At 54.7% G+C, this 23,499-nt stretch carries 15 protein-coding genes and 1 pseudogene; 4 read left to right on the top strand and 12 right to left on the bottom strand.

Translation table 11 applies throughout. The annotated features are described in order from the left end of the window. Nucleotides 1–307: 307 nt before the first annotated feature. From rlmB to J3T92_RS07710, 3 genes are all read right to left on the bottom strand, one after another. A complete protein-coding gene (rlmB, locus tag J3T92_RS07720; protein WP_220236540.1) occupies nt 308–1,300 on the bottom strand; it encodes a 23S rRNA (guanosine(2251)-2'-O)-methyltransferase RlmB in 993 nt (330 codons plus the stop codon). A gap of 248 nt (nt 1,301–1,548) precedes the next feature. After that, a complete protein-coding gene (locus tag J3T92_RS07715) occupies nt 1,549–2,316 on the bottom strand; it encodes a carboxymuconolactone decarboxylase family protein (protein WP_267400878.1) in 768 nt (255 codons plus the stop codon). Between the two features lie 102 nt (nt 2,317–2,418). Beyond that, nucleotides 2,419–3,096: an NAD(P)H-binding protein gene (locus J3T92_RS07710; RefSeq protein ID WP_267400877.1), complete on the bottom strand. Its 678-nt coding sequence runs from the start codon at nt 3,094–3,096 to the stop codon at nt 2,419–2,421. Between the two features lie 311 nt (nt 3,097–3,407). On the opposite strand from J3T92_RS07710, the pseudogene J3T92_RS07705 reads away from it, so the two are divergent. After that, nucleotides 3,408–6,466: pseudogene (locus J3T92_RS07705) on the top strand (cation-translocating P-type ATPase). A gap of 931 nt (nt 6,467–7,397) precedes the next feature. Here J3T92_RS07705 and J3T92_RS07700 read toward each other — a convergent pair. Then, complete coding sequence (locus J3T92_RS07700) at nt 7,398–9,035, bottom strand: sugar transferase (protein ID WP_267400876.1); 1,638 nt, start codon at nt 9,033–9,035, stop codon at nt 7,398–7,400. Nucleotides 9,036–9,298: 263 nt separating this feature from the next. Between J3T92_RS07700 and J3T92_RS07695 the strand changes: the two genes are divergently transcribed. From J3T92_RS07695 to J3T92_RS07685, 3 genes are all read left to right on the top strand, one after another. Further along, nucleotides 9,299–10,747: a flippase gene (locus tag J3T92_RS07695; protein ID WP_267400875.1), complete on the top strand. Its 1,449-nt coding sequence runs from the start codon at nt 9,299–9,301 to the stop codon at nt 10,745–10,747. A 16-nt stretch (nt 10,748–10,763) separates the two neighbouring features. Then, nucleotides 10,764–11,741 carry a glycosyltransferase family 2 protein gene (locus J3T92_RS07690; RefSeq protein WP_267400874.1) on the top strand — a complete coding sequence of 326 codons (978 nt, stop codon included), beginning with the start codon at nt 10,764–10,766 and terminating at the stop codon, nt 11,739–11,741. A gap of 108 nt (nt 11,742–11,849) precedes the next feature. Beyond that, on the top strand, nt 11,850–12,848 hold the full coding sequence (locus J3T92_RS07685) for a glycosyltransferase family 2 protein (RefSeq protein ID WP_267400873.1): 999 nt from the start codon (nt 11,850–11,852) through the stop codon (nt 12,846–12,848). A 132-nt stretch (nt 12,849–12,980) separates the two neighbouring features. On the opposite strand, the gene J3T92_RS07680 is transcribed toward J3T92_RS07685, so the two are convergent. From J3T92_RS07680 to J3T92_RS07645, 8 genes are all read right to left on the bottom strand, one after another. Next, complete coding sequence (locus tag J3T92_RS07680) at nt 12,981–13,703, bottom strand: hypothetical protein (protein WP_267400872.1); 723 nt, start codon at nt 13,701–13,703, stop codon at nt 12,981–12,983. Between the two features lie 709 nt (nt 13,704–14,412). Continuing rightward, complete coding sequence (locus J3T92_RS07675; RefSeq protein WP_267400871.1) at nt 14,413–15,648, bottom strand: EpsG family protein; 1,236 nt, start codon at nt 15,646–15,648, stop codon at nt 14,413–14,415. A gap of 52 nt (nt 15,649–15,700) precedes the next feature. Next, nucleotides 15,701–16,813 carry a glycosyltransferase family 1 protein gene (locus tag J3T92_RS07670; protein ID WP_267400870.1) on the bottom strand — a complete coding sequence of 371 codons (1,113 nt, stop codon included), beginning with the start codon at nt 16,811–16,813 and terminating at the stop codon, nt 15,701–15,703. Next, nucleotides 16,806–17,618 (bottom strand): glycosyltransferase, encoded by an 813-nt coding sequence (locus J3T92_RS07665; protein ID WP_267400869.1) that lies wholly within the window; start codon nt 17,616–17,618, stop codon nt 16,806–16,808. Before J3T92_RS07665 ends, J3T92_RS07670 begins: the two co-directional genes overlap by 8 nt. Nucleotides 17,619–17,715: 97 nt before the next feature. Next, a complete protein-coding gene (locus J3T92_RS07660) occupies nt 17,716–19,590 on the bottom strand; it encodes a DUF4012 domain-containing protein (RefSeq protein ID WP_267400868.1) in 1,875 nt (624 codons plus the stop codon). Nucleotides 19,591–19,739: 149 nt separating this feature from the next. Beyond that, entirely contained in the window at nt 19,740–20,321 is a 582-nt protein-coding gene (gene dcd, locus J3T92_RS07655) for a dCTP deaminase (RefSeq protein WP_267400866.1), read from the bottom strand. 637 nt (nt 20,322–20,958) lie between these two features. Next, the gene (locus J3T92_RS07650; RefSeq protein WP_267400865.1) at nt 20,959–22,377 is read right to left on the bottom strand and encodes an MFS transporter; all 1,419 of its coding nucleotides are present in this window, start codon (nt 22,375–22,377) and stop codon (nt 20,959–20,961) included. Nucleotides 22,378–22,389: 12 nt separating this feature from the next. Then, complete coding sequence (locus J3T92_RS07645) at nt 22,390–23,382, bottom strand: nucleoside hydrolase (protein WP_267400864.1); 993 nt, start codon at nt 23,380–23,382, stop codon at nt 22,390–22,392. Nucleotides 23,383–23,499: the final 117 nt, after the last annotated feature.

The raw sequence follows: 23,499 nt of genomic DNA, 5'->3' as shown, positions 1-23,499 counted from the left end.
ACTGAACAAACCAATGTTGGAGGGCAGACCAGAGCGGGCACTCAGGAGGACCGCGATCGGGCAGGCGAGGAGGTGCCGTCGCAACCAGTCTTTGAAGACACGAATGGCGGTCGAAGCTCGCTGAGATCGGTCTACGCCCCCGGCAGCCTGGATGCGGCTGCCGACCAGGATGACCAGGATGACGCGGTCTGGGCCTCCAGCTGACTCTTGAGTTTGTGCGGCAAGGGTCCGCTGCATGCTGGCCGCTGCACGCAGACTGTTGCCGCTTGGGACTGTTCGTCTTCAGATTGCCGGTGCCTACCTAGGGCTATTTGGCTTGGTGTGCGGACCGTCGGCGTGCCATGGCTACGGCGTAAAGGCTGATGCCAGCTGCAACCGAGGCGTTCAGGGATTCCACCGAGCTGGAGATGGGGATGGAGGCCAAGGCATCACAGTTCTCCCGGACCAGGCGGCTCAGCCCCTTGCCCTCGGATCCTAGGACCACCACAAGAGGATCAGTCTCGAAGCCAGTCTCGCCTACTATGGCGCTGCCTGCGCCGTCCAGGCCAACCGCATAGTAGCCGCGTTCCTTGAGCCCTTGAATGGCCTTGGTCAGATTGACCACACGGGCCACGGGCAGGTGGGCGGCGGCTCCGGCAGACACCTTCCAGGCCGCAGCTGTGACCGAGGCGCTGCGGCGCTCGGGCAGAACCACTCCCGAGGCTCCGAAGGCTGCGGCTGAACGGATCACGGCCCCCAGATTCTGCGGATCGGTTACTCCATCCAGGGCGATGAACAGCGGGCGGGCGGCAACCTTGGTCTCCTGGTCGGCCCCGTCTAGGGCGGCTGCGTGCTTTTCGGCCCTGTCGACCAGGCTCTGCAGGGAGGCGTACTGGTAAGGCTGCACCTTGAGGACCACACCTTGGTGGTTGCTGGACCGGGCGATGCGGTTCATCTCCAGGCGGTCGGCTTCCAGCAGGTTGAGTCCCTCCTGCCCGGCCAGCCGCACGATCTCTCTGGTCCTGTCGTCATGGTCCATCCGGGCGGCCAGATAGAGCTGGCTGGCCGGGACGCCTACACGCAGGGCTTCCAGGACTGCGTTGCGGCCGATGACCAGATCGTCGGAATCAGAGGTGAATCGGTCGGCCCGGCGGCGGGCAGCCAGACGTGGATCGGCCGCTTGTCTGCGCTGAGCCGCCTGCCGGGCCTTGTAGGCCTTGTGGTAGACGCGATCCTCAGCCTTGGGGGTAGGCCCTCGGCCGCGCAGTTTGTTGCGGTGCTTGCCGCCCGAACCCTTGGTCGGGCCTTTCTTGTTAGCCATGCTCTCCATACTAGGGGCAGGCGGAAACCGGCCGGTCTGCCAACCAACCTCGCATTCCTGCATCCACGCGCCGAAAGGCTGGGTGGAGCGTCTGCCGTCGCCACGTGCCCGTCGGTACCGGCTTAGTCAACGGCGGCCATCAGCTGCAGTATGGCCTGGTCGTGCAGTAAGGGTGAGACAGCAATGATTCGGTTGGAATTATCGTCCTTCCCGCTGGAGATATTTTCCGTCTAGGCATATAAGGCGGTTCAACCCAGGGCGGCCACCTGTTCGAAATCGGGGAAGTCCAGCCACTCGACCGGTGACTGGCCTTCCCGGGCTGGGGTGACGGCGACGTGGGTCATGGATGAGTTCCTCGATGCCCCGTGCCAGTGTCTGACGCCTGCGGGGCAGAAGACCACATCGCCTGGCTTGAGCTGCCGAGGCTTCCGGCCCTCTTCCTGCTCCCAGCCCAAACCGGCCGTAACCAGGAGGAGCTGGCCATGTGGGTGGGTGTGCCAGCGGTTGAAGCAGCCGGGGGCGAAGGTGACGTTGCCTGCTGAGCATTCCACATCTGGTTCGGTCAGGTGGTACAGCCAGGCATGACCGGTGAAGTTGGGGCCATCGGCAGGGTCCCCCAGGGGGTAGGGGCCGGAGTCGGGCAGGGCGTCCGCCTGGTTCCTGGCCTCTGATCGGCCTGCGTCCGCCGCTGTTTCCTCATCGCCGAAGATCTCCTTGGCCAGGTTGAAGGCGCTCCAGGCCTTGGGCCAGCCGGCGTAGAAGGCCAGCTGGGTGATCAGTTCCACCATCTCGGATTTGGTGACCCCATTGCGCTTGGCCAGATTCATGTGGCTCTGCAGCTGGGGGAAGAGGCCCATGGCCATCAGCCCGGCGCAGGTGATCATGCTCCGGTCGTGGGCCGAGAGTTCCTCCTCGCGGGACCAAACCTGGCCGAAAAGCACATCGTCATTGAAATGGGCGAAAAGGGGTGCGAAGTTGCCGAGCTGATCGTGCCCGGCCGTCTGCTTGATTGTCATGATGGTTCTCCTTCTTTCATGTCCGCCGTCGTTTTGGCATATCGGCGATATCCGGGTCTTTGGGTTGCTGCAGGTCAGAGCACCTGGATGTTTGGAACGCCGTCAGCCCACCCAGACCGGCCTGTCGCCATCGGTGCCTGGTCGGGATATCCCCAGGCTGGCGCGGCTGTGTTCGGCAGGGCCGGCCAGGATCTTTTCAATCAGGTCCGCTATGGAATTCCGGGATACGGTCGTCCCCCTGTACGGCTGACCCTTCTCGGTCAGTTCGTAGTCCCTGTCGGGCTGGTCATCCATATAGGCGGCTCGGATGATTGTGTAGTCCAGGTCGGAATCCTCGATGATCCGTGCCGCCCGGCGGGTGTCCTCCATGACCTCATGACCGCAGGACTCCTCGACCCACCGGCCGAATTCGCCCGGCACCTCATGGTAGAGCCCGAGTCCGGTAATCCAGATCAGGCGCTTGACCCCTGCCTGGTCCATGGCCCGGACCGTCTTCTCGGCCATGGGTTCGAATCGGCCACCCAGGTCGGCGAGGACCATGGTCTGGCCCTGCATCGCTTGGAGAAGACGGGGGTAGTTGTTCACGTCCCCTTCGGTGATGGTCTCCCTGGATGGGTCGAGGACGGGAAGTCGGTCGGCGCTGCGCAGGTACTCGGTCAGGCGGGTGTCGTCCTCGCCGGCCAGCAGATCCTTCCGGACCAGGCGGGCTATACGACCGTTGGCGCCCAGTATCAGCAGATTGGTCATGGTGCCTCCCGATGGCGTGTTCTTGAACTCCATCTATACGCCTTGAAGTGGGCTTGAAGTCAAGAGGCCTGCGCAGGTGAAGGATTCGTCTCAAAGCGAGAGTCGGAACTGGAGCTTATGCGGGCGTCTGTGTAATATCTGATACCAACTTGGTAGATATCCACGCAGCGTTTCGGGTTTGGCCCCTTCCGACTTCGTTCGACAGGCCCCCGAAGCGTTGACTACTCCGTGGCATGAGCAGGAGAGTGGTATGGTCAACCAGCGGTTCCAAGCAGACACAACCTCTCGTAACAGGCGGAACTCCGTCCGGACAGGGGCATCCCTTCCCTGATGGGGCCGCCTCGGTGGCCCCGGCCGGCCAGGCGGCGACCGCCCGGTCGGGGAATTCCGATGCCCGACTGGATGATCCATCGGTGCTTGAGGCGGATCAGGTCTGCAAAGCCCTGAATGTCGATCCGGCCCACGGGCTGGATGAGGACGAGGCCGCCCGGCGGCTGGGGAGGTTCGGCCCCAACGAGCTGGCCGGCGCCCCTCCGGTGCCAGCCTGGCGCAAGTTCCTCCAGCAGTTCAAGGACCCCCTGGTCTACCTCCTCCTGGCCGCCACGGCCATATCCCTGGTGGCCTGGGTGGTGGAGCGGTCCCACCCCTCGGCCGGTGGGGGTGAACCCCTCCCCTTCGATGCCATCGTGATTGTGGCCATCCTGCTTCTCAACGCATGTCTGGGTTATGCCCAGGAGGCCAAGGCCGAACGTGCCGTGGACGCCCTGGCCAGCATGACGGCCCCCCACGCCTCCGTCCTGCGTGGGGGGCAGGTGGTCAGTCTGGAAACCAGCCGGATCGTTCCGGGTGATGTGGTCATTCTGGCCGAGGGCGACACGGTCAGTGCGGATGGCCGCCTCCTGACCGCGGCCGGCCTACGCGTGGCCGAGGCCTCCCTGACCGGCGAATCCCTGCCCGTAAACAAGCGACCGGCCAGGCTGAGCGGGACCACCGCCCTGGGTGACCGGACCAACATGGCCTTCAACGGCACCGCAGTGACCCAGGGCACGGGCCGGATGGTCGTGACCTCCACCGGCATGGGCACCCAGGTGGGCCGCATCGCCAGTATGCTGGCCAACACCGAGGAGGAACCCACCCCCCTCCAGAAGGAGATGGCCCGGGTTTCCAAGATCCTGGGCCTGGCTGTCTGTGTCATCGCCGTCCTGGTCCTGGCCGTCCTGGCCGTCATGGAAGGCTTCCATACCATCCAGGACCTGATCGACTCCCTCCTCATGGCGGTCTCCCTGGCCGTGGCGGCCGTCCCCGAGGGGCTCACCGCCATCCTGACCGTGGTCCTGGCCCTGGGTGTGCAGCGCATGGCCAAGCACCATGCCATCGTCAAGAAGCTCAGCTCGGTGGAGACCCTGGGGTCGGCCTCGGTCATCTGCTCCGACAAGACCGGCACCCTGACCCGTAACGAGATGACCGTGGAGCGGGTCGTGGTTCCCTCCGGGCAGGTCAGCCTCACTGGCACCGGGTACAATCCTGAAGGGTCGATGACCCGGGTGGCCTCGCAGGGGCCGTCGGCCGATACGGATGTGGACCCCTCCCTGGTCGACGAGGTCATGCAGACCCTGATGGTCGGGTCCGTCGCCAACGATGGAGGTCTGCGCCAGGAGGCTGGTGACTGGTCCGGGGCCAACCACGGCTCGGGCTCAGGTCCCGGATCCGGCTCGGACTCAGGTTACGATTCCGGCTCGGGTTCCAGCTTGGGCTCGGCTGCTGCCGACACCCGGGCGAACGGGTACGACCGTCTGGCCGAGATCCCCTTCACCTCGGAGCGCAAGCTCATGTCGGTCCTGGCCCTGCCCAGGCAGGGGACCGGCGACTCCCCCCATGCACAGGGTGCCCGGCTCTTCTGCAAGGGTGCCCCCGACGTTCTGCTCGGGCGTTGTGACCGGATACTCCAGAAGGGCCGAGTGCGCCCTCTGACCGACGGGGATCGGGAGGGAATACTGGCCCAGGTCAGCCACCTTTCCGGTGATGCCTACCGTACCCTCGGGCAGGCTTACCGTCCCCTGTTCATCCGAGAGCTGGCCGACCTGGCTGACCCGGATACGGGCCGGTCGGTGGCCGGAGTCCGTACCGAGGCCCAGGGCCAGCCGACAGACGCACTCGCCCTATCGGCAGATGCGGTGGTGGAAAGGGGCGAGTCCCTGGAATCAGGTCTGATCTGGACGGGCATGGTCGGCATCATCGACCCGCCCCGTACCGAGGTTCGCCAAGCCGTGGCACAGGCCCACAAGGCAGGCATCAGGACCGTCATGATTACCGGTGACCACCCTCTGACCGCGGCCAGGATCGCCGGTGACCTGGGTATCATCGAACCCGGTCAGCCCGCCTGCACCGGCGACCAGCTGGATGCCATGGACCAAGACCAGCTGAGGGAGACCACCTCCAAGGTATCGGTCTATGCGCGTGTGGCCCCAGAGCACAAACTCAAGATCGTAGACTCCCTTCAGTCCCAGGGCCGGGTCGTGGCCATGACCGGCGACGGCGTCAACGATGCCCCGGCCGTCAGGCCGCCGACATAGGCGTGGCCATGGGGATCACCGGAACCGAGGTGACCAAGGAATCGGCCAAGATGATTCTGGCGGATGACAACTTCGCCACCATCGTCGAGGCCGTGCGCGAGGGCCGCGGCATCTTCGACAACATCCGCAAGTTCCTGCGCTACCTGCTCAGCTCCAACATGGGTGAGGTCTTCACGGTCTTCGGAGGCGTGGTCTTCGCCGGACTTCTGGGCATCTCCCAGCCCGGCAGCCTGGGCGTCACCGTCCCCCTCCTGGCCACCCAGCTCCTCTGGATCAACCTCCTGACCGATGCGGCCCCGGCCCTGGCCATGGGCGTGGACCCCCAGACCGACGACCTGATGGACCGCCCGCCCCGCAGGGTGAGCGATCGGGTGATCGATCGGGACATGTGGATCGACATCATCTACATCGGCCTGGTCATGGCCCTGGTCACCCTGATCGGCATGGACATGCACCTGAGCGGGGGGCTCTTCACCGACCGTTCCCTCCAGGCCATCGGCCATGAGGCCCAGATGCGGGAGGCCCGGACCATGGGCTTCACCATCCTGGTCTTCGCCCAGCTTTTCAACGCCTTGGCTTCGCGCTCGTCCCGGAAGTCCGCCTTCGTCGGCCTCTTCAGCAATGCCTGGCTGTGGGGTGCCATCGGCGTCTCCATCCTCCTGCAGATGGCAGTGATCTACCTGCCCTTCCTGGGCGAGGCCTTCGGTACCGTGCCCCTTCAGCCCCAGGCCTGGCTGGAGTGCATCGGCCTGGCAGCCTTGGTCCTGGTCGCCTCGGAGCTGCGCAAGCTGGTCATGTGGGGTGTTCGCAGGTTGCAACACGTCAGGTGAGGAGTTTGCACAGGCTTTAGCGGTTTCCAATGTTGCGTCCGAGGCGAAGAAAGTCCCCCATAGCCAGCAGGCCTATTTTCACAATGCTCTTGATATTGATGGAGTTATTGCCACCTTGTCGGGGATTGAAGGTGATACCGATAAAGCGAACCCGCTCATGGAAGAAGGCAAAATAGTTAGTTAGCATGACAGTGGGAAGATTATAATGGGTTGGTAATTATCCGATGTACTTCTCTGACAGGGACCCTTTCATAAAGCGGAACGGCACGTAGGAATCAGGTATTCTTACCCCCGAAAATTACCTAGAGAATGAACCGAAGAGTATTCTCGACGACCTTGCGCATGCTCCATCTTTGCGCTGCGACCGGTTGCCGATAACCGCATCATAGTGGGTTCGCTGTTGCCAGAAACTTTCAAATTCCAGTGGATTGGTCTGTCCATCGGAATCGGTCTGGGAAATCTAATCAATGTGTTTGCTGATTGCATATGGGTATCCATAAAGAACGGTATCCCTGCATCCGCCGTTACTTTCGTCAGGGCCACCAGCAAGGGTAGCGAAGAGTTGCGGTTCTTGATTATGAAGGGCGTCGTCGTAACTTCCATCGTCGATTATCACTAATCGGAATTTGCCATCAGCATTGTGTTTCTCCGCAATCGGATACCAATTATCAATGATCTTGTTGATGTTTGGCCAATTCGTTATAAACCGGGGTAATAATAAAGAGGTCATTCACCGAGTTCTCTTTCTTCCCTCAAGGATATTAGATTAGAAGAGGCATGCGAACCAGGAAGGTTGTCCTCGATGGTCAGATGCTCTCTAATAAAGAAGTGCTCCAATTTATCTGACTTCATGAGTCATGCCATCACATACTAGCCCTTTCCGCCTGTTCCCCGAGTGCAGCATTATCTAGCCTAAATACGATTGGATCTCTTAGTATGAGCCCCGGTGCTTGAGGACGGCCACGAAGGTCTTGGCTAATATGGCCAAGTCTCCGGTAATGCTCCAGTGCTGGATATATGAGATATCAAGTTGCTCGGCCTCTTCTCTCGACAGGTCCGAGCGGCCCGAAATTTGCCAGGGTCCGGTGATACCTGGCTTGACCAGCAGCCTGGTTGAATAGAGCGTGCCGTAAGTAGCTACTTCGTAGTCCCTCTGCGGTCGTGGTCCTACCAAAGACATGTCACCTTTCAGCACATTGAAGAACTGAGGGAATTCATCAATGGAATATTTGCGGATGAATTTCCCGACTTTCGTTACACGAGGATCCTCCTTGACCTTAAAGAGAGCATCCAGGCTTTGGCCCTCCGCTTGTGCTACTTGCGAATCCAGCTGGTCGGCATTCAGACACATGGAACGAAGTTTGTAACAATCGAATGGCACTCCATTCAGACCGATACGTTTCTGTTTGTAAAATACAGGACCGTGGTCCTCGTGTTTGATTGCCAATGCCGCCGGGAAAATGATAAAGGGAGCCGAGACTATCAAAGCCAATGAGGAGCCGACAATATCCATTGCCCGCTTGACGAAACGCGTAGAGTTCGAATATTGCGGTAAGCTGGCCACCAAAATAGGCTGTATGCCGGAGTAGTCCAAATCTATGCGTTGAGCGCCAATGTCTGCCACGGAAATAGAGAGGGCAAATTCTATTCCAAGGGATTCCACGGCAAGGGGGAGGGCATGCATAATCTTGTTGTCACGAGTGATGACATCGGCAACGATAACAATCTGAGCTCCCAACAGCTTAACTGAGCGCGGGAAGTGCGAATTAAAGGCAATTACTTTTGGTCCGGTGGTTTCGCTGTCTTGTCTCTCTTCCGAGAGGTATGGCACGGCTATGACATCACCATCATCGGATTGGGGATCAAGAGCTACCGGGCAAATAGCAATGGGTTTGTAACCATTGGCATGGGACGAATCCAAGGTGGACAGCATTTCGTCAATGCTGGCAGGCGAACCGACGATAACTGCGTTGTACTGGCATCGCCCATGCAGACGGCACCTGTGTAGCACACGCCTTAGTAGCCACCGCGTCACGACATCGAGTGCACAAGCCAGCATGGGTACAGCGATGACAAGAATCCGAGGGAACTGCAAATTGAGCATATACACGGCACAACTGGTAAAAATGACTGTCAGTATGCCGGCATTGAATATCTTGCTGTACAGACCGTAGCCCTCGGACATGACATGCCTGTGGTAGGTTCCGCAAACCAGGAGACAAGTGATCCACGTTACGCACTGTAGGATAGTGAATTGCCATATAGGAATTCTATTTTCTAGAGATATCAACGATGATGGTTTAATTGTGGAGCAGACTCCAAGGGAGAATAGCATGTTGATGATATCGACGAGAATCAGTGTTGCCACATAAAGGGGTCGCCACAGGGGCGTAAGTGATAGTTGATTGATTTGCGGATGAGCTTGGCCCGTGGTGTCAAAAGGAGAGTTGATGAAGAGCAACCGAGTAGTACTTGCTGGCTTAGAAGTAAAAGAAGGTTCCGTCGAGTCGGCTGATGAAGTTCGTCGCGCGGAGAAATCTCCGTGATCTTGGTGACTTTTCCTATCCATCCCTAGTCTGTTCTCCCTTTGAACCAGCTTTGTTTGGGGTTCACCACCTGACTGCCGTTTTGATTATGCGACAAACATGTTCCGAAAGCCAAAATAAATTTATCATATGGTGTCTGACCCCTCAAAATTATGTACCAGTTAACCGTGTTAATGAGATTGGTGAGTAAGTAAACAATCCGGTCACGCCACAGGAATCTTAGCCCAGGTGTATTTTTCGTATTGTTGTAGTACTACAGGGAACCGAACAGATTGAGACTGGTGTTATGGCGGTAAAATCCATAAAAGTCAACGCTATTCTCAATGGTTTCCGAAACCTGTTGAATGTTGTTTTCCCCCTCATCACTTTTCCGTATGTCTCCCGGGTTCTGTCGATTGATGGTCTTGGACGTTACAGTTTCTCGTACACTTTCGTCAATTACTTTGTGCTCATAGCCTCTATGGGCATTAATAACTATGCGATTCGTGAGGGTAGCCGCAAGCGGAACGACAAGGAACAGATCAGCAAGTTCTGTAGTCAGATTTTTTCATTGAACATGTTGGCCACAGTTGTGGCCTACGTTTTGCTTTTTGCTTGCCTTTGTCTGTTTCCTGCATTGAATAAATACGAAGTTTGCATTCTCATCTTTAGTATTTCCATGTTCTTCACGACGCTCGGGACCGACTGGCTTTATACGATTTACGAGGATTTTGCTTTTGTTACCGCTAGGACTGTAATTTTCAAGCTAGTGTCCCTTGTTCTTCTGGTCCTGTTCGTACGACACGAGAATCAGTATCTGGTGTATGCCGGCATTACGGTGTTTTCCAGTGTTGGGGCTAGTCTGCTTAATTTCATTTACGCCCGTCGACTATGCAGAATTCGGTTCACCATTCATATCGACATCAGGAAGCACTTCAGACCGGTCATAATTCTATTCGCTTACAGCATCGCTGTGGCGCTATTCGGTAATATCGGAATGACTATGCTGGGCTTCCTCCAGGGGACCTATACGGTGGGCATCTTTTCTGTTTCGGTAAAAATCTATGAGGCTGTAAAGACCGTATTGTCGGCTGTGTTAATGGTTTCGGTTCCCCGTCTTTCCATGTACTTAGGGAACAAGCTATTCACTGAATATCGTGAGTTGCTGTCTAAGGTATTCAAAATGCTGATCCTGTTCACCACCCCGACAATGATAGGTCTTCTGTCCATTTCGACGGATGTAGCCGTTCTCCTTTCGGGGCAACGATATGCCAGAGCAGGGCAATCACTGGCCATACTGAGCGTCGCCCTTCTGTTTTCTGTGTTCGGCTGGTTTTATAATGAATGTATGCTGATTCCGGCCCGCAAGGAGCTTATCGTGTTGTGCTCGACCTTCCTGGGCGCCGTAGCGAGTATGTGTCTCAACTATCTGCTTATTCCTGTATGGAATGAAAATGCCGCCGCCTTTGCCACTGTTGTGGCTGAATTCATACAGATGATTATCGGTGTTCTGATTGGCAGGTCAATAGCACGGTTGCAGGATGTGCGAGGGCATCTGATACAAGTGCTGGTGGCCTGTGTGCCGATTATCCCGCTTGCACTGATCATTCATCAGTTCGTTGGTTCGCTCTTCCTGAGAATCGTGCTAACGGTGGTTTCTTCCGTTTTTGCATACTTGGGAATACTGCTCGCTTTGCGTAATGATATGGTTCTTGCAGAGTTGGCTTCCGTGAGAGCAAGATTGCACATCCGATGAACAAGGGACAGGAAGAGTGAACCCCAAGATATCTGTAATTGTTCCGGTCTATAACGTTGAATCCTTTATAGCCGAGTGTCTGGAAGGTTTGGTAAACCAGACGCTGCACGATATTGAGATCATACTGGTGGATGATGGTTCGACCGATTCATCTGGATCCCTCTGTGAAAACCTGGCACTTGGGGATGAGCGCATTCGTCCCTTCCATACTCCCAACAGGGGTCTTGGGGCAGCGCGGAATTTCGGCGTAACGAAGGCACGGGCGGAATTCGTCATGTTTGTCGACTCTGACGATATCGTCACCAAGAACTTCTGTGCTGGTCCATACCAGTTGTTGACTAGGCTGGATGCGGATATCTGTTTTTTCAAGCTTGCCGGATTCGACGGAGACTCATCGGTAATAGGTGAAGCAAACAATACGTCACCGACTATTCCGACCGGTGAACTGAACCGTGAGGAGGCTATGAATCTGCTGTTTGTGGAGGGAGTTCGAGACTATGCAGTGACCAAGCTGGTCAGGAAAACGCTTTTTGACTCCATCCACTTCCCTTCGGTTGTGGGTTGCGAGGATATGGCTACCTCTTACCGGTTGGTTGAGGCAGCGTCACGAATCGTTTCGCTTGATGAGACTCTATACTATTACCGCCGGAGGGAGGGGAGCTTATCGCTGCCGGTCTCATGGCAATCCAAGCGGTCCAACACAGTTGACGGCCTTTCAGAGAGATTGATACGCCATCGTTGGTTTGCCCATCATCACCCGGAGGTCCTCGAAAAGGACTACCAAACGCTGTATACAACGGCGATTTCGTACTGTGCCTGTCACGGTGACTGTACAGATGGGCCGCTCTTTAAAGAAGCTCTTGATTTGCTGTCTTCGAATAGTCGGCCAGATGGATTGAACCGGAAACAAAACCTGGTGGCTTCGGTTGCGCGCAGCAATCGAAAAGCCTTTGTTGGGTTATGCAAAATCCTCTATCTGTTAAGGCGGTCATAGGTTTTCCGTTGGTCGAATGCCGGGCTCGGCAATGATAGACTGTATACCGCTTGGAGGACGCAGGTTCGCCCATGCCGGCGGAAGAACCTTGGCAGGAGGATAGTGGTATTGCACGCAGCACTGATGAATGGCGCGGAAACCAAGTTGGTGTCCGTTTTGATACCTGCCTATAATGTACAGAATGATATTGCCGATTGTTTGGCCAGTGTGCTTCGTCAGACTTATCGAAAGTTGGAGATAATAATTGTTGACGATGGATCTACAGATGATACCTTGTCGGTCTGCCGGCATATCGCAGATCAAGATCCACGTGTAACCGTATACGCACAGACAAATAGAGGGCTCGCTGAGACCAGGAATGTTCTCCTTTCCCATGCCCACGGCGGGTATGTCACCTTTATAGATTCAGATGATTTTGTTGATGATTCATATGTTGAAACACTACTTGAATGGCTGGTTGTCAATAAGACCGATATAGCCATATGCGGTCGTTGCGAGGTTTACGGTTCTCGCACAATCCTTCGGCCCAAACCGACCTATTCCAATCGGCGGCTTTCCGCTTTCATGGCCATTCGTGCCCTGAACTGCTTCAACTCTTTTGATGTCAGTTCGTGTGGCAGAATCTATAAGCGAAAGATATTCGCAGATATAAGATACCCATCGGGGAAGACATCAGAAGATGCCTACGTGACCTATCGTTTGATTGATAAAGCTCAGTCTGTATATTACAGGGATATTCCTCTGTATTGTTACCGGCAACGCGAAGGTAGCATTTCCAGAAACACTGTTGTGCATATGGATTACGCCATGGCGGCGGACCAACAGGCTGATTACTTCCGGGATAGGGATCCTCGGCTGTTCCGTGTCTGCCGTGGCTCCACAGCCATCGCACGGATGGCTATATTCAACCTGGTTGTATTGAGGCGAATCACCATTTCCCTGGAGCAGAGAGGGTTCCTCCTCAAAGGTAATATCCGCCGCTTTCCGTATGTCCTTTCCAATCGAGACATCAGCGCTTGGAAAAAGATACAAGTGGCGATTTTTGCCTTTTGCCCGCCTCTGTATGCGTTTCTCATTCGGGAGTTGAAGGGTCGAAGGACTGAATAAGGGACTCACACAGTTGCTCTTATGACAAGCGGCATGGAGATGCGTACTCAGCTGGGTTTGTATACGATCACGACTCCAACCGTGTCGTCCACTTTCTCATACCGGTTCTGCTGAACAAACCTGGAGAGTTTCTTATAATCCGTTGCTCCCTCGGAAAAGGATGATGAGCTTCGGCTTCTCCGCGTCTAGGCCCTTATAGAAATCTCGGGACAAAGTAGGGTCAACCTGTGTGATGGGGTCCTGATAGGAATATATTGACGCTGCAAGTCTGTCACTGAGGAGATACATGTTATTCCAATTACCGCATACCAGGATACGATCGCTCGTTTTGGAATTGTCTTGGATGGTTGCAGCTATTTGCTTATCGATATCGCTTATGTTGTCTTGCCCCCTGTTGATGAACGACGCCTTGGCTGTTGCTAGGCCCGAAAACCATGAAGGTATGACCAGGATGAGAACCAGGTAGGCCGCTACTGCGATTCTTGCCATATCAAGTCGGCTTGCCGAATCCTGAAAAGCCAATACCAGGGGATAGACGATACCAGGAATGAGTACCGTACTATAATAGGCGTATTTTTGACCAAAAACACACACGAAGTAAAGGCATACAATCAGGTAGATGATATAGAGGCAGTCGACGGCTTGCTTCTTTCTGGCTGCTCGGTAAAGCACAATCAAGCTCGACAAGAGCACAAGGACCCGGCTGGAGAAAAAGATAAAAACAGAACTTCGAGCTCGTAATGCTTCCCACTTACTTGTAAATGAGGAGTACCGCATATCGAAGGCAATGTAGTCAGAGAAGAAAGCCTGAAGTGCTCTAACCAACACATGACAGGAAGAAGAACCATCAGGCATCCGAGAAGGAAAAACCAGAACAGGTCAAGAGTTGTCGACCCTGGTGGTCTCTTAGCGATAACACGACAACGCCGATGCACATTACCACCCATATGGCAATCATGTTGATGCGCAACAAAAGGACGGCTCCCATGCTAATTCCGCACAGGACCAATCTGATATTAATGATTTGTTGATTGATGAAATAATCTAAGAAGATATAGATGGCTGGGGCGATAAAGGGCATTGCATATTCTTCAGTAAGATTGCCCTCAAAGAAGACGAAGAAGAGCGAAGAACATAGTACGATGATCAGTATCGATGTCTATGGTTTGCATATGAGCTGTGCGATACGGTACATGATGATGAAAGTAGCGACGATTGTCAGAAACTCAAGCAGCCATACTCCCCACTTGTCCTATAGTACGCCCATATGCGTTGATGATATAGAAGAGTGGACCTTTGTGATCAAAAGTGTCCTGATAAGGATCTGACCAGCAAGAACTGCCTGGCCTATATAACAAAGACGCTGGAGTCCCTGCCCGGAGCTGTTCTTGCCCAGATGTTTATAGGGCATTGGAGCAACAGAGAAATCCCGGAATGATAAGAATGATGTGCATAATAGCGATTTTTATATAGAGGCGAACGACGCTGTCGTTTGTTTCCAAGCTGACGATTCCTCTTCCTGTAATGGGGGATATGGGTTGATGCTCTGCCATTGCGTTTGCTCTTAATAAGTTGGGTGATAGTTACTAATCAGGTGTGGATAATACAGCCGATATGGGCTGATGCCAAACCACTTCTGCGGTACGAAAAGGAACGCGATGAAGAAGAGTACCAGGGCTACTGTGCACAGTACGCGTGTAATTCTGGAGATTCTGGTCTCTCGCGTATACATGATTGCCGCAGGCATGATGATGGTGATGAAAGGTAACCCTTCGTACATAAATCGATAAAAAACATTGACGAAAAGAACGGTCACTCCGACTAGAATGCCTAAACATGAGCCGTACACGGCCATGTTTTTTAGCAGGTAAACCTGGTCACGGGCTATTCGCCCATCTGAATCCTGTGATCGGTGCTGTGCGGTTTGTCCATGACTAAACGCACAGGTGGAAACCCTCCCTGTCAGTCTCTTTTCATAAGTGGAGGTGAAGCGACCGTCTCCGGACAGGAAGTGCACCAGTAGAATGCCGAAGAACGCAACCTGCAAGGGGGGCATTACTCTGCCGGGTTTCAGGAATTCTGCACCGGCAGCTGATGTGACGTATCCGCGGTATTTCGGAATGAGCGAGAATATAACCGGTAATAGGTTTCCTGCTAGAACAATCAAAGCTGCCGATACAGCCAAAATGATTGTGGTTACTTTGACGGATGGCTTGACCTTTGATAAGGCGAAAATGGGAATAGTAATCAGGGCTGTTGTGTGGAAACAGGCAGCTACGAGTACGATACCTACGGCCAGCCATGAATTCCCTGTTTTGTATAGTGCATAGATGGCGAGGAAGATAAACGCTATTGACAGACATTGTCTCATGGCTGTCAAAGACATGAAATATTGCGTGGTGAGGTAGTACACACAATATACCATCGAGGGTCTTTCGCATATCAAGTAAATGACCACGAAGGGTATGAACGTGATAATCAATGAGGAAATGATGATGAGCGCGTGGGCAGGATCCTTGAAGAAAGCACAGATTTGCATAAGAAGCATGAAGCCCGGCTCGAAATTCGAATATATGCCCTTAGCCTTGAATTGTGCATAACCAAGGTTTTTCAAGTCGATAGTAGCGTATACATAGGATGCGGTATCCGTGCCGATACTTGTATCCCTTAGTGCCGCGATGAGCGTTGTGGGTATCACGGCGCATAAGAACTCCAGGGCTTTGCGCTGTCGCTCAGGTATTTTGTAGAAAAAAAGGGAACACGCCAAAAGCCATATGAATAACATATAGTAGATGGCCATAGGTGATAGAACCCTCTTTCCCGATTGACAATGCTTCTTACTTATAAACTCTTTACAACATTTGCAGGTAATACCGTTGCATAAGAGCGGTATTACCTGCAACATCATAACCCGCTTGTAGAATCAATTGGGGAGCCTCAGCCCTATTTGACGAATCACAGAGAGGCATATCCAAAATCAATCTAGCCCAATTTGAGGGGTCTTGGTTGATGGTTGCGAAGTGCGCGTTCGGTGTGAGCTTGACCTCCTGTGTTACGGAGCTGGAAAATATACAGGGAAGTCCATTGCATTGTGCTTCAACACCAGTTAAAGGCAACCCCTCAAATACCGAGGGCAGAAGAAATATGTCAGCGGCACTGTATAGCGGCTCTGGTGAATTTGAAGGGCAAATGAATCTCACCTTTTCCGTCAGCTTCCGTTCGCTGACCTCACTCTGTACTGCTGATTTCGTATCCCCTTCGCCGACCATGATCAAAACGACATCCGGATGGCTTTTCACCAGGGCTTCCAGGATATCTATGAGATACGGTTGATTCTTTTGTTGCGAAAAACGCCCTATATGGCATAGGACCAGAGTATTTTCATCAATGCCAAGTTCATTGCGCATGTCATGGCGCGCGTCGGCATTGAATGTGAATCTCTTTGTATCAATGGCGTTTTTCATTAACCGAAATGGGTGATGTCCATAGTAGTACCGTCCTGCCAATTGTGAGCATGCCAGCAATTCTGTTGCATTGCGCCAGGATTGCTGTATCAGTGCTTTTCTGACATACCCGCGGGCGTTCCTGATATAAGACGATTCGTGCGCATGAATCAGACGATGCGGGATACGGGCTTTTTTGGCCGCTGAAAGGTAGAACAAGGCGGTTGTTCCCATATGACCGTGCACAATCTGATATTCATCATGATTCTTGAAGAAATGGTTCAATGAACGCTGATACTGAGCAATTTGAGTCTTATGCTCCATGAAAGGAATGCGATGTATGGATCCGCCGAGGTCGCGAATTTCCGAATCGAAGGCGCGATCCGTGGAGTAGTGCTCAAGAAAGTCAAATTGGACGACGGAACGGTCAATGTTCCGGTACATGTTCATGATATAGTTTTCCAAGCCTCCCTGTTGCATATTGGGAACAACATGAAGCACTTTTATGGGTCCGTTAGGCATTGTCCTGTCTCTTCCTTAATACATGCGAATATATATATGAGCGTAATGTGTTGGGGATAAGGCAGACTGCTGCATGTGGCAGAGCGGTTAGGCAGAAATCCGCCAAGCTAAAGTACCCTTTCCGCCACTGGTCGTACTTGAAGTGCAACATGTCCCGCATGTACCTTCTACCGCCGCGTCTTGCGTAGAAGTCTTTACTGACACGCATGGCCACCAGGACTTGATTCACATTGGCGGCACGATTCCGATTATCAAGTAGGCGATTGAAAAGTTCCCAATCCTCAAAAAACGGATAATCAGATGAATAGTTGCCAGCGGCCAGGACTGAGGACCTCTTGTATACGATACTGGGGTGTCTGAAAGGGTTCCGCCGGTGTGAGTACTTGCGGATGTCCGAATCTGTCACAGGCAAATCGGTGCGAGCGATGGGTCGGTCAGGTGAAATAACGAATTCCGTGACTTGGGTCCCGACCATATCCAGATCGTTGGCTTCCATAAGAGTCAGTTCGTTTTCCATGCGCGCAGGGTATGAGTAGTCATCAGAATCCATCCGGGCGATGACCTCATTGCGGCACTTGGGCAATCCAGCTGCCAGAGCGGGTCCCAGGCCTTTGTTCTCAGGTAATGCAAGAATCGTATACAAGGCGGGATTCTGTCGTCGTTGATCTTCTATAATCGTCTGCAGGGTTGCCGGGAGTGGTCCATCCTCAACAATGAATATCTCATCCGGAGATACGGTCTGATTGAGGATGCTATTTAGCGCAAGCATCAGATGGTCGGCTTTTTCGGCACAGTAGACGCTCATGAGAACACTGTATGGTTGGTGTGTTTGTGACATGCCTGTCTGTCCTTAAGACGATATGTCCGGTTGGTTTCCGGGGGAAGTGTACGCTTCGCCTCCTTCACCTCTGTGCATTGCAGGATGGCGGTCCGTAGGTAATACCGGTATCCGACCAGCCCATCGGTGTCTGGTCCAATGTGAGGTCGGCTGTTGCCTTATCGGAGGTGTTGACGTCGAACTCATAGACTACCGATTTGCCGGGTGCAACGGATGCGGTGCCCATATAGAGTTTTTTGCCGTTGAGTGTCGTCTGTTGCATGGCTGATGCCCCACCGTCACTTTTGAGATTCGATATGGAACCTCCGGCGGGTGGATAGATGAGCATTTTTTCCAATGATGTCCCCGGCGAATCGAAGGGTTCGTTTCCTCCAAGTATGTACCAATTGCCACTGGCGAGATCGTTCTTTGGTATGTTATTGGTCATACGGAAGCGGACGTGATAGGTCTGTTTGCCACTGGTTGCACAGGAAGTTCTGGTTATTTCGGTTGAACGGTGCAGATACCAGTCTAATTTCGACGGATTGTTCTGATTCAGGTAGATGCCAACTTCAGGATCCTCCTCATTGTTGGGGGCATCCTTTGCCAAGTCTGCCCCCTGGAAGTTGGCGGCTTCTTCCGCGTGGAACGTATAGGCGTACAGATGTCGCTGTTGAGCCAACGGTTTGATGATTTTCGAAAGTGCAATCAGCTTGCGGGTATCCAACTTGGTGAACACGTTATTCATGGCCTGGCGCGCCACGGAGGACAAGACCTCATCCTGCTGTGAAATCGGAAACGATTTATATATGTCGTTGAGGAAAAACTGTGCGGTGTTATCGCCCGTAAGGGTCAGTCCATTCGATAGCTGGATGTCACCGCTGATCTTGATGACCTCCTGAATGAAGACGGGGTCTATCATGAGCACGCCGTCGACCTTGCCCGCATAGGGAGATTGTTGCCAACGTGCGTTAATCGCCTGAGCACTCTGCGAAAAATCAGGATAGGCTGTCAAATCGCGGATATCAAAGCTGAAAGACAGGGGGCTGGAGAAAATCTGTCTCGCATCTTCAGGGCTGCCTGCTCCCAGGGGAATAAACTCTGAATTGGGATGAAAATCATTGACTACAACCTTGCCGTTATCCGCGGTCATTGATCCAAGAGAACCGATTAGTCCGCCACTTGAACGGGTTTCAGAAGGAGTTTGAGCAACTATGATATAGGTACGCGGCCCCTGACTTCCCATGAGTTGCGGAAGAAAGTGGACTGCACTGTTCATGCTGTTGGCCAGATCCGCCATGGAGCTGAAGTGGTCCGAGGCGCTTTTGCTGATTTTGTCCAGTTTTCTGATGCGTGATTTCGGAAGAGTCTTCAGCCTTTCGGCTTGAGCGTTCATGCCATCACTAATTTTAGTAAAACTCTCACCGGCTTGGGTGATGGGTTGAAGATTGAACCGTCCATCAACCTGATTATAGCTGGCGGTCAATAACCGATGTGTTGCATCCGATAAGAGAGGCAGGGACTGGTGCGAGAAATCATCAATCACGTCCACAACTTCCTGGAAGTTGCGGACGTCCTCACCAACCAGGGGTAATTTGCTTGTTGCGTTCCACAAAGTGCCATGAGCGATTTGCCTAGCTGCGGCAGTTTCCTCCTGCATTTTCGGAACATTGCGATTCATGGAATCCGGGTCGTCGAATAGGGTCTGTTCCTTGATGTCCGACACAAATTCCATTGCTTTATTCTCATGTGCTTGAATTTGCATGCCATCTTGGTAGAGCTTGTAACCCAAGCACGCGCAAAGCGCCATAAGAACTAGGAATAACAATATAATCACTACGAGGGTATTACGAAGATGATGGGTCTTTCGGCCTGCTCTCGGATTACGGTATTCTTGTTGCAGATGCGCGGGGGTCTGCCCCGTGGCATTACTGCCATTCGAACCGATGATTCTGGGCATAAAGCAAACTCCCAACCAATGATGGGCTTCAGTAAGTTACTAATTCATCGTAATCCCATGCAGGCTGTTAGCGCTTGACTAGACAAGTATTATCCATATCCCACATATTCATTCCATCGAAGACTGCAGGCCTCAGGTCGGGTTTGAGTTCAGTCCGACACGTTGGCCTTGTAGAAGTTGACGAACGAACGGGAGGGGGTCGGACCGCGCTGCCCTTGATAATGGGATCCGTTGTGCTTGGACCCGTAGGGGTACTCCGCCGGCGAGGAGAGCCTGAAGAAGCACATCTGGCCGATTTTCATGCCGGGCCAGAGCTTGACCGGCAGGTTACTGACGTTGGAGAGTTCCAGAGTGATGTGGCCTTCGAAACCGGGGTCCACGAAACCGGCCGTTGAGTGGGTCAGAATACCCAGTCTGCCCAAGGAGCTCTTTCCTTCCAATCGTGCGGCCAGGGTGGAATCGAGCTTGACGTACTCCCAGGTGGATCCCAGCACGAACTCGCCAGGGTGGAGAATCCAAGGTTCCCCCTTGGCCACCTCGAACTGCTCGGTCAGGGCACCCTGATCCTCGGCCGGGTCGACATAGGTGTACTGGTGGTTGTTGAAGATACGGAAGTACCTGTCCAGTCGCACGTCAATACTGGAAGGCTGAACCATTTCAGTGGTCCAAGGGTCGAGATCTAGGTGTCCGTTTTCGTGGGAATCCAGAATGTCATGGTCGCTGAGCAACATGCCTATTTGATCTCCTTATGGTGATGGGGAGAAGCACCCCAACTACGAGGGCGATTCATCTGTTTTCAGTCTACAACCTGGCATGGCGGGATTCCTTGCCGGGATGCCCCCCCCCCCCCGCGTCTGTTCTCAGCGAATTTTCAGGTAACCCCATCATCCTCTTAAGGTGCACGTTGTTTACTGTGATTGTCGGCAATTGACAAGGTCGACCTGGCGTTGTCAAGACGGCAGTATAACTGATTTCCCTTTCTTCTCTCTCGCCCGGCGGATTCGATTCCGCCGGGTTCTCTTTTATATCAGGATTGCATGGCCCGTCGATTCTGCGACCATGAGATGATTCCTGCCTGCTGTCGGCTTGTGCCTCTGTGCGTACGGCGCCGGACCGGAGTAAGGCACCGGAGCCGGAGATCGGTTCGGCGGGCATAGAGAAAGGCCCCGTCGTTATGGCTTGACGGGGCCTTCCTTACTTCTGGGGAGGGGTGGACGTTGTCTCGTCACATCCGGCGGCTGAGGGAAGAGGGGGATATCACAAGCCGGATGTGAATCGACTTCCACTTCCTCCCCGGTCAGGCGGTCGGATTCCGGTATGATGCGCGGTACCCGGCCAAGTCTTCTATGTTGATTCCCTTGAAGGGGCTCACTGATCCTCCCTGGGGGCCTGCGCCGACATGTTCCCGTGAAAGACCAGGACGATGACCAGGGCAAGGACGGCGGTCAGTCCCATGACCCAGAACATGTTGGACGCCTGGGCGTGGGTACCGGGCTGGACGCCCAGGAACCCGCGGGAACCGAAGCTCTCGTCGGCCATGAGACCGCTGTAGACGGCCATGCCGATCGAGGCCGAGGTGTTCATCATCAGGTCGCCGATGCCGATGCCGCGTCCGTTCTGATCCGTCGGCAGGGTGGCCGAGAAAGAATCGTACAGGGGCGTGTATGACATGGTGATACCTGCGATGAAGACGCATGCCAGGACGGTCAGGGTCCAGAAGCCCGAGGAGATAAAGATGGCCGATCCGAAGCTGCCAGCGATCATCAGGATCGCGGAGAGGACCAACATGGGGAGCCTGCCGATGGTCGAGAGGATTGTTCCGGACAGGCATCCCACCAAGGTGGCCACCAGGTAGACGATGGTCAGGCAGATGGAGACCTGGCTCAGGGAGATCCGGTAGATCTGGTCGCCGATTACGTTGTAGATCGGCACGCAGGCGAAGTTGAAGAAGTAGAAGATGAAGAGGGCCAGAAGAACAGACATGTAGGCCCCGTTGGTCACGAACTTCCTGCTCAGGAAGGGGTTGCTGCCCTTCCAGACGTAGACTGCGAAGACGGCGATCAGTACGGCCAGGACGCCAAGCATCCAGGTGGCGGGGAAGGAGAAGTACACGGCCACGAATCCGGCGATCAGGGCAAAGATGGCGATGCCGAAGGCATCGATCCGTTCGCCCTTGACGCTGGTGTCCGGAGTGTTCTTCAGGACCTGGGGAATCAGCAGGACGGAGATCAGGGGGACCAGGAAGAGGTACTTCCAGTCGATGGAGGTGATCAGTCCGCCGGCGAAGATGCCCACGGCCGAGGAGGCGTAATAGACCGCGTTGAAGACGCCCAGGTAGAAGGCTCGCTCCTTGTCGTTCAGGTACTTCATGGCCATGACCAGGAAGACTGATCCTGCCACCTGGCCGCCCGCGGTCTGGATCATCCTGGCCAGGACCACGGCCCAGAAGTTCGAGGCGCCCAGGAAGCCCAGAAGGCTGCCGATGATCAGGGCGCCCACTCCGAAGAGGGTCATTTTGCGCGGGGAGATGTAGTCGCAGAGCGTCCCGTAGAGCATGCAGACCACACCGAGGACGATGCCGGGCAGGGTACTGATCAGGGAGGCGTTTGCGGACATTCCCAGGGAGTCGCCCACGTTCTGGAAGACCAGGTTGAAGGCCTGGATCATCAGGGTTCCCAGGAGGAAGATGGCCAGGAGGGCAGGCAGGGCGCGTTTGGTCCTTGCCCTGTTGTCATCGGCCTCGGTGGCTGGGATTCCGGTGGTTCCGGTCGTAACGGTTTCGGTCATCGTATGCCCCTCCTATTGTTCGATCCGCTGTGTGGTGACCAGGGTCCTCAGCCTGTCCACGAACTGTTTGGTGAAGCGCTCGGCGTCCACCGAGAGGGCCACCTTGGTGTTCTTGGTCTCGTCCAGGAGCCTCTTGGGGTCTCCGATTGTGCGGCCGCGCTGAGGGCCCTCGGTCTCCACCATCAGGTTGGTGGCGAAGGTGGTGACCAGGGTGGGGTCGATGGCCACGGCGGCGGCCAGGGGGTCGTGCAGGTTGCAGCCGCCCAGGAAGACCCCTTCCTCCTGCTCGCTGATTCGGATGTAGTAATCCGTCATGTCGGCCAGGAACCTGCCTGCCTCTGTGCCGGTGCGGCGCAGGGAGTCGGTGTCCTCCTGGCTCATCAGGACCTGGGTGGTCACGTCCAGGCCGATCATGGTGATGTCCGCCCTGGTGGCGAAGATCTTGTTCGCCGCTTCAGGATCCTGGTTGATGTTGGCCTCGGCAAAGGGGCCCACGTTGCCGGGCTGGGTGAGGCTGCCGCCCATCATGACAATGGTGATCTTGTCGATGATGTCGGGGGCCTGCTCCAGGGCGGCGGCGATGGTGGTCAGGGCGCCCGTGGGTACCACGGCCAGCTCGCCCTTGGGGTAACGGCGGACTGCGTCGATGATGAAGTCCACCGAGCTCTGCTGGCTGGCCTGCCGATCGGTCTGTGCTGGGATTTCAACATTTCCAGTGCCGTTGGCCCCGTGGAAGATCTCGGAGTCCGGCGGAACGCTGAAGGAGTCGGTCGTGCTGGGGTGGTCGATCCCCTTGAAGACGGGGATATCCTCCCTGCCGTACATGGCCAGCAGCCGCAGATCGTTGTCGACGCCTTGGTCGAGCACCACGTTGCCGTAGGTGCCGGTGATCCCGATCAGTTCGGCATCCGGGGAACCCAGGACGTAGGACAAAGCCAGCGTGTCATCGATGCCAGTGTCCAGATCCAGAATGATCTTGCGGACGGTTTCCTTACTTGCTGACACGTTGGTCTCCTTCCCAGAAGGATGGGCAGCACCAACCTTCTGCTTACCTATGTCGTGCCTTCCCTAGGCTGATTCGTTACTGCTGTGAAACAAACAACCTGTTTGATGTAACGTTTC

Origin of the sequence: Bifidobacterium sp. B4081 (assembly GCF_026537335.1) — a bacterium.
Classification (GTDB): Bacteria; Actinomycetota; Actinomycetes; order Actinomycetales; family Bifidobacteriaceae; genus Bombiscardovia.
This window is presented reverse-complemented; position numbering and strand designations above follow the sequence as displayed.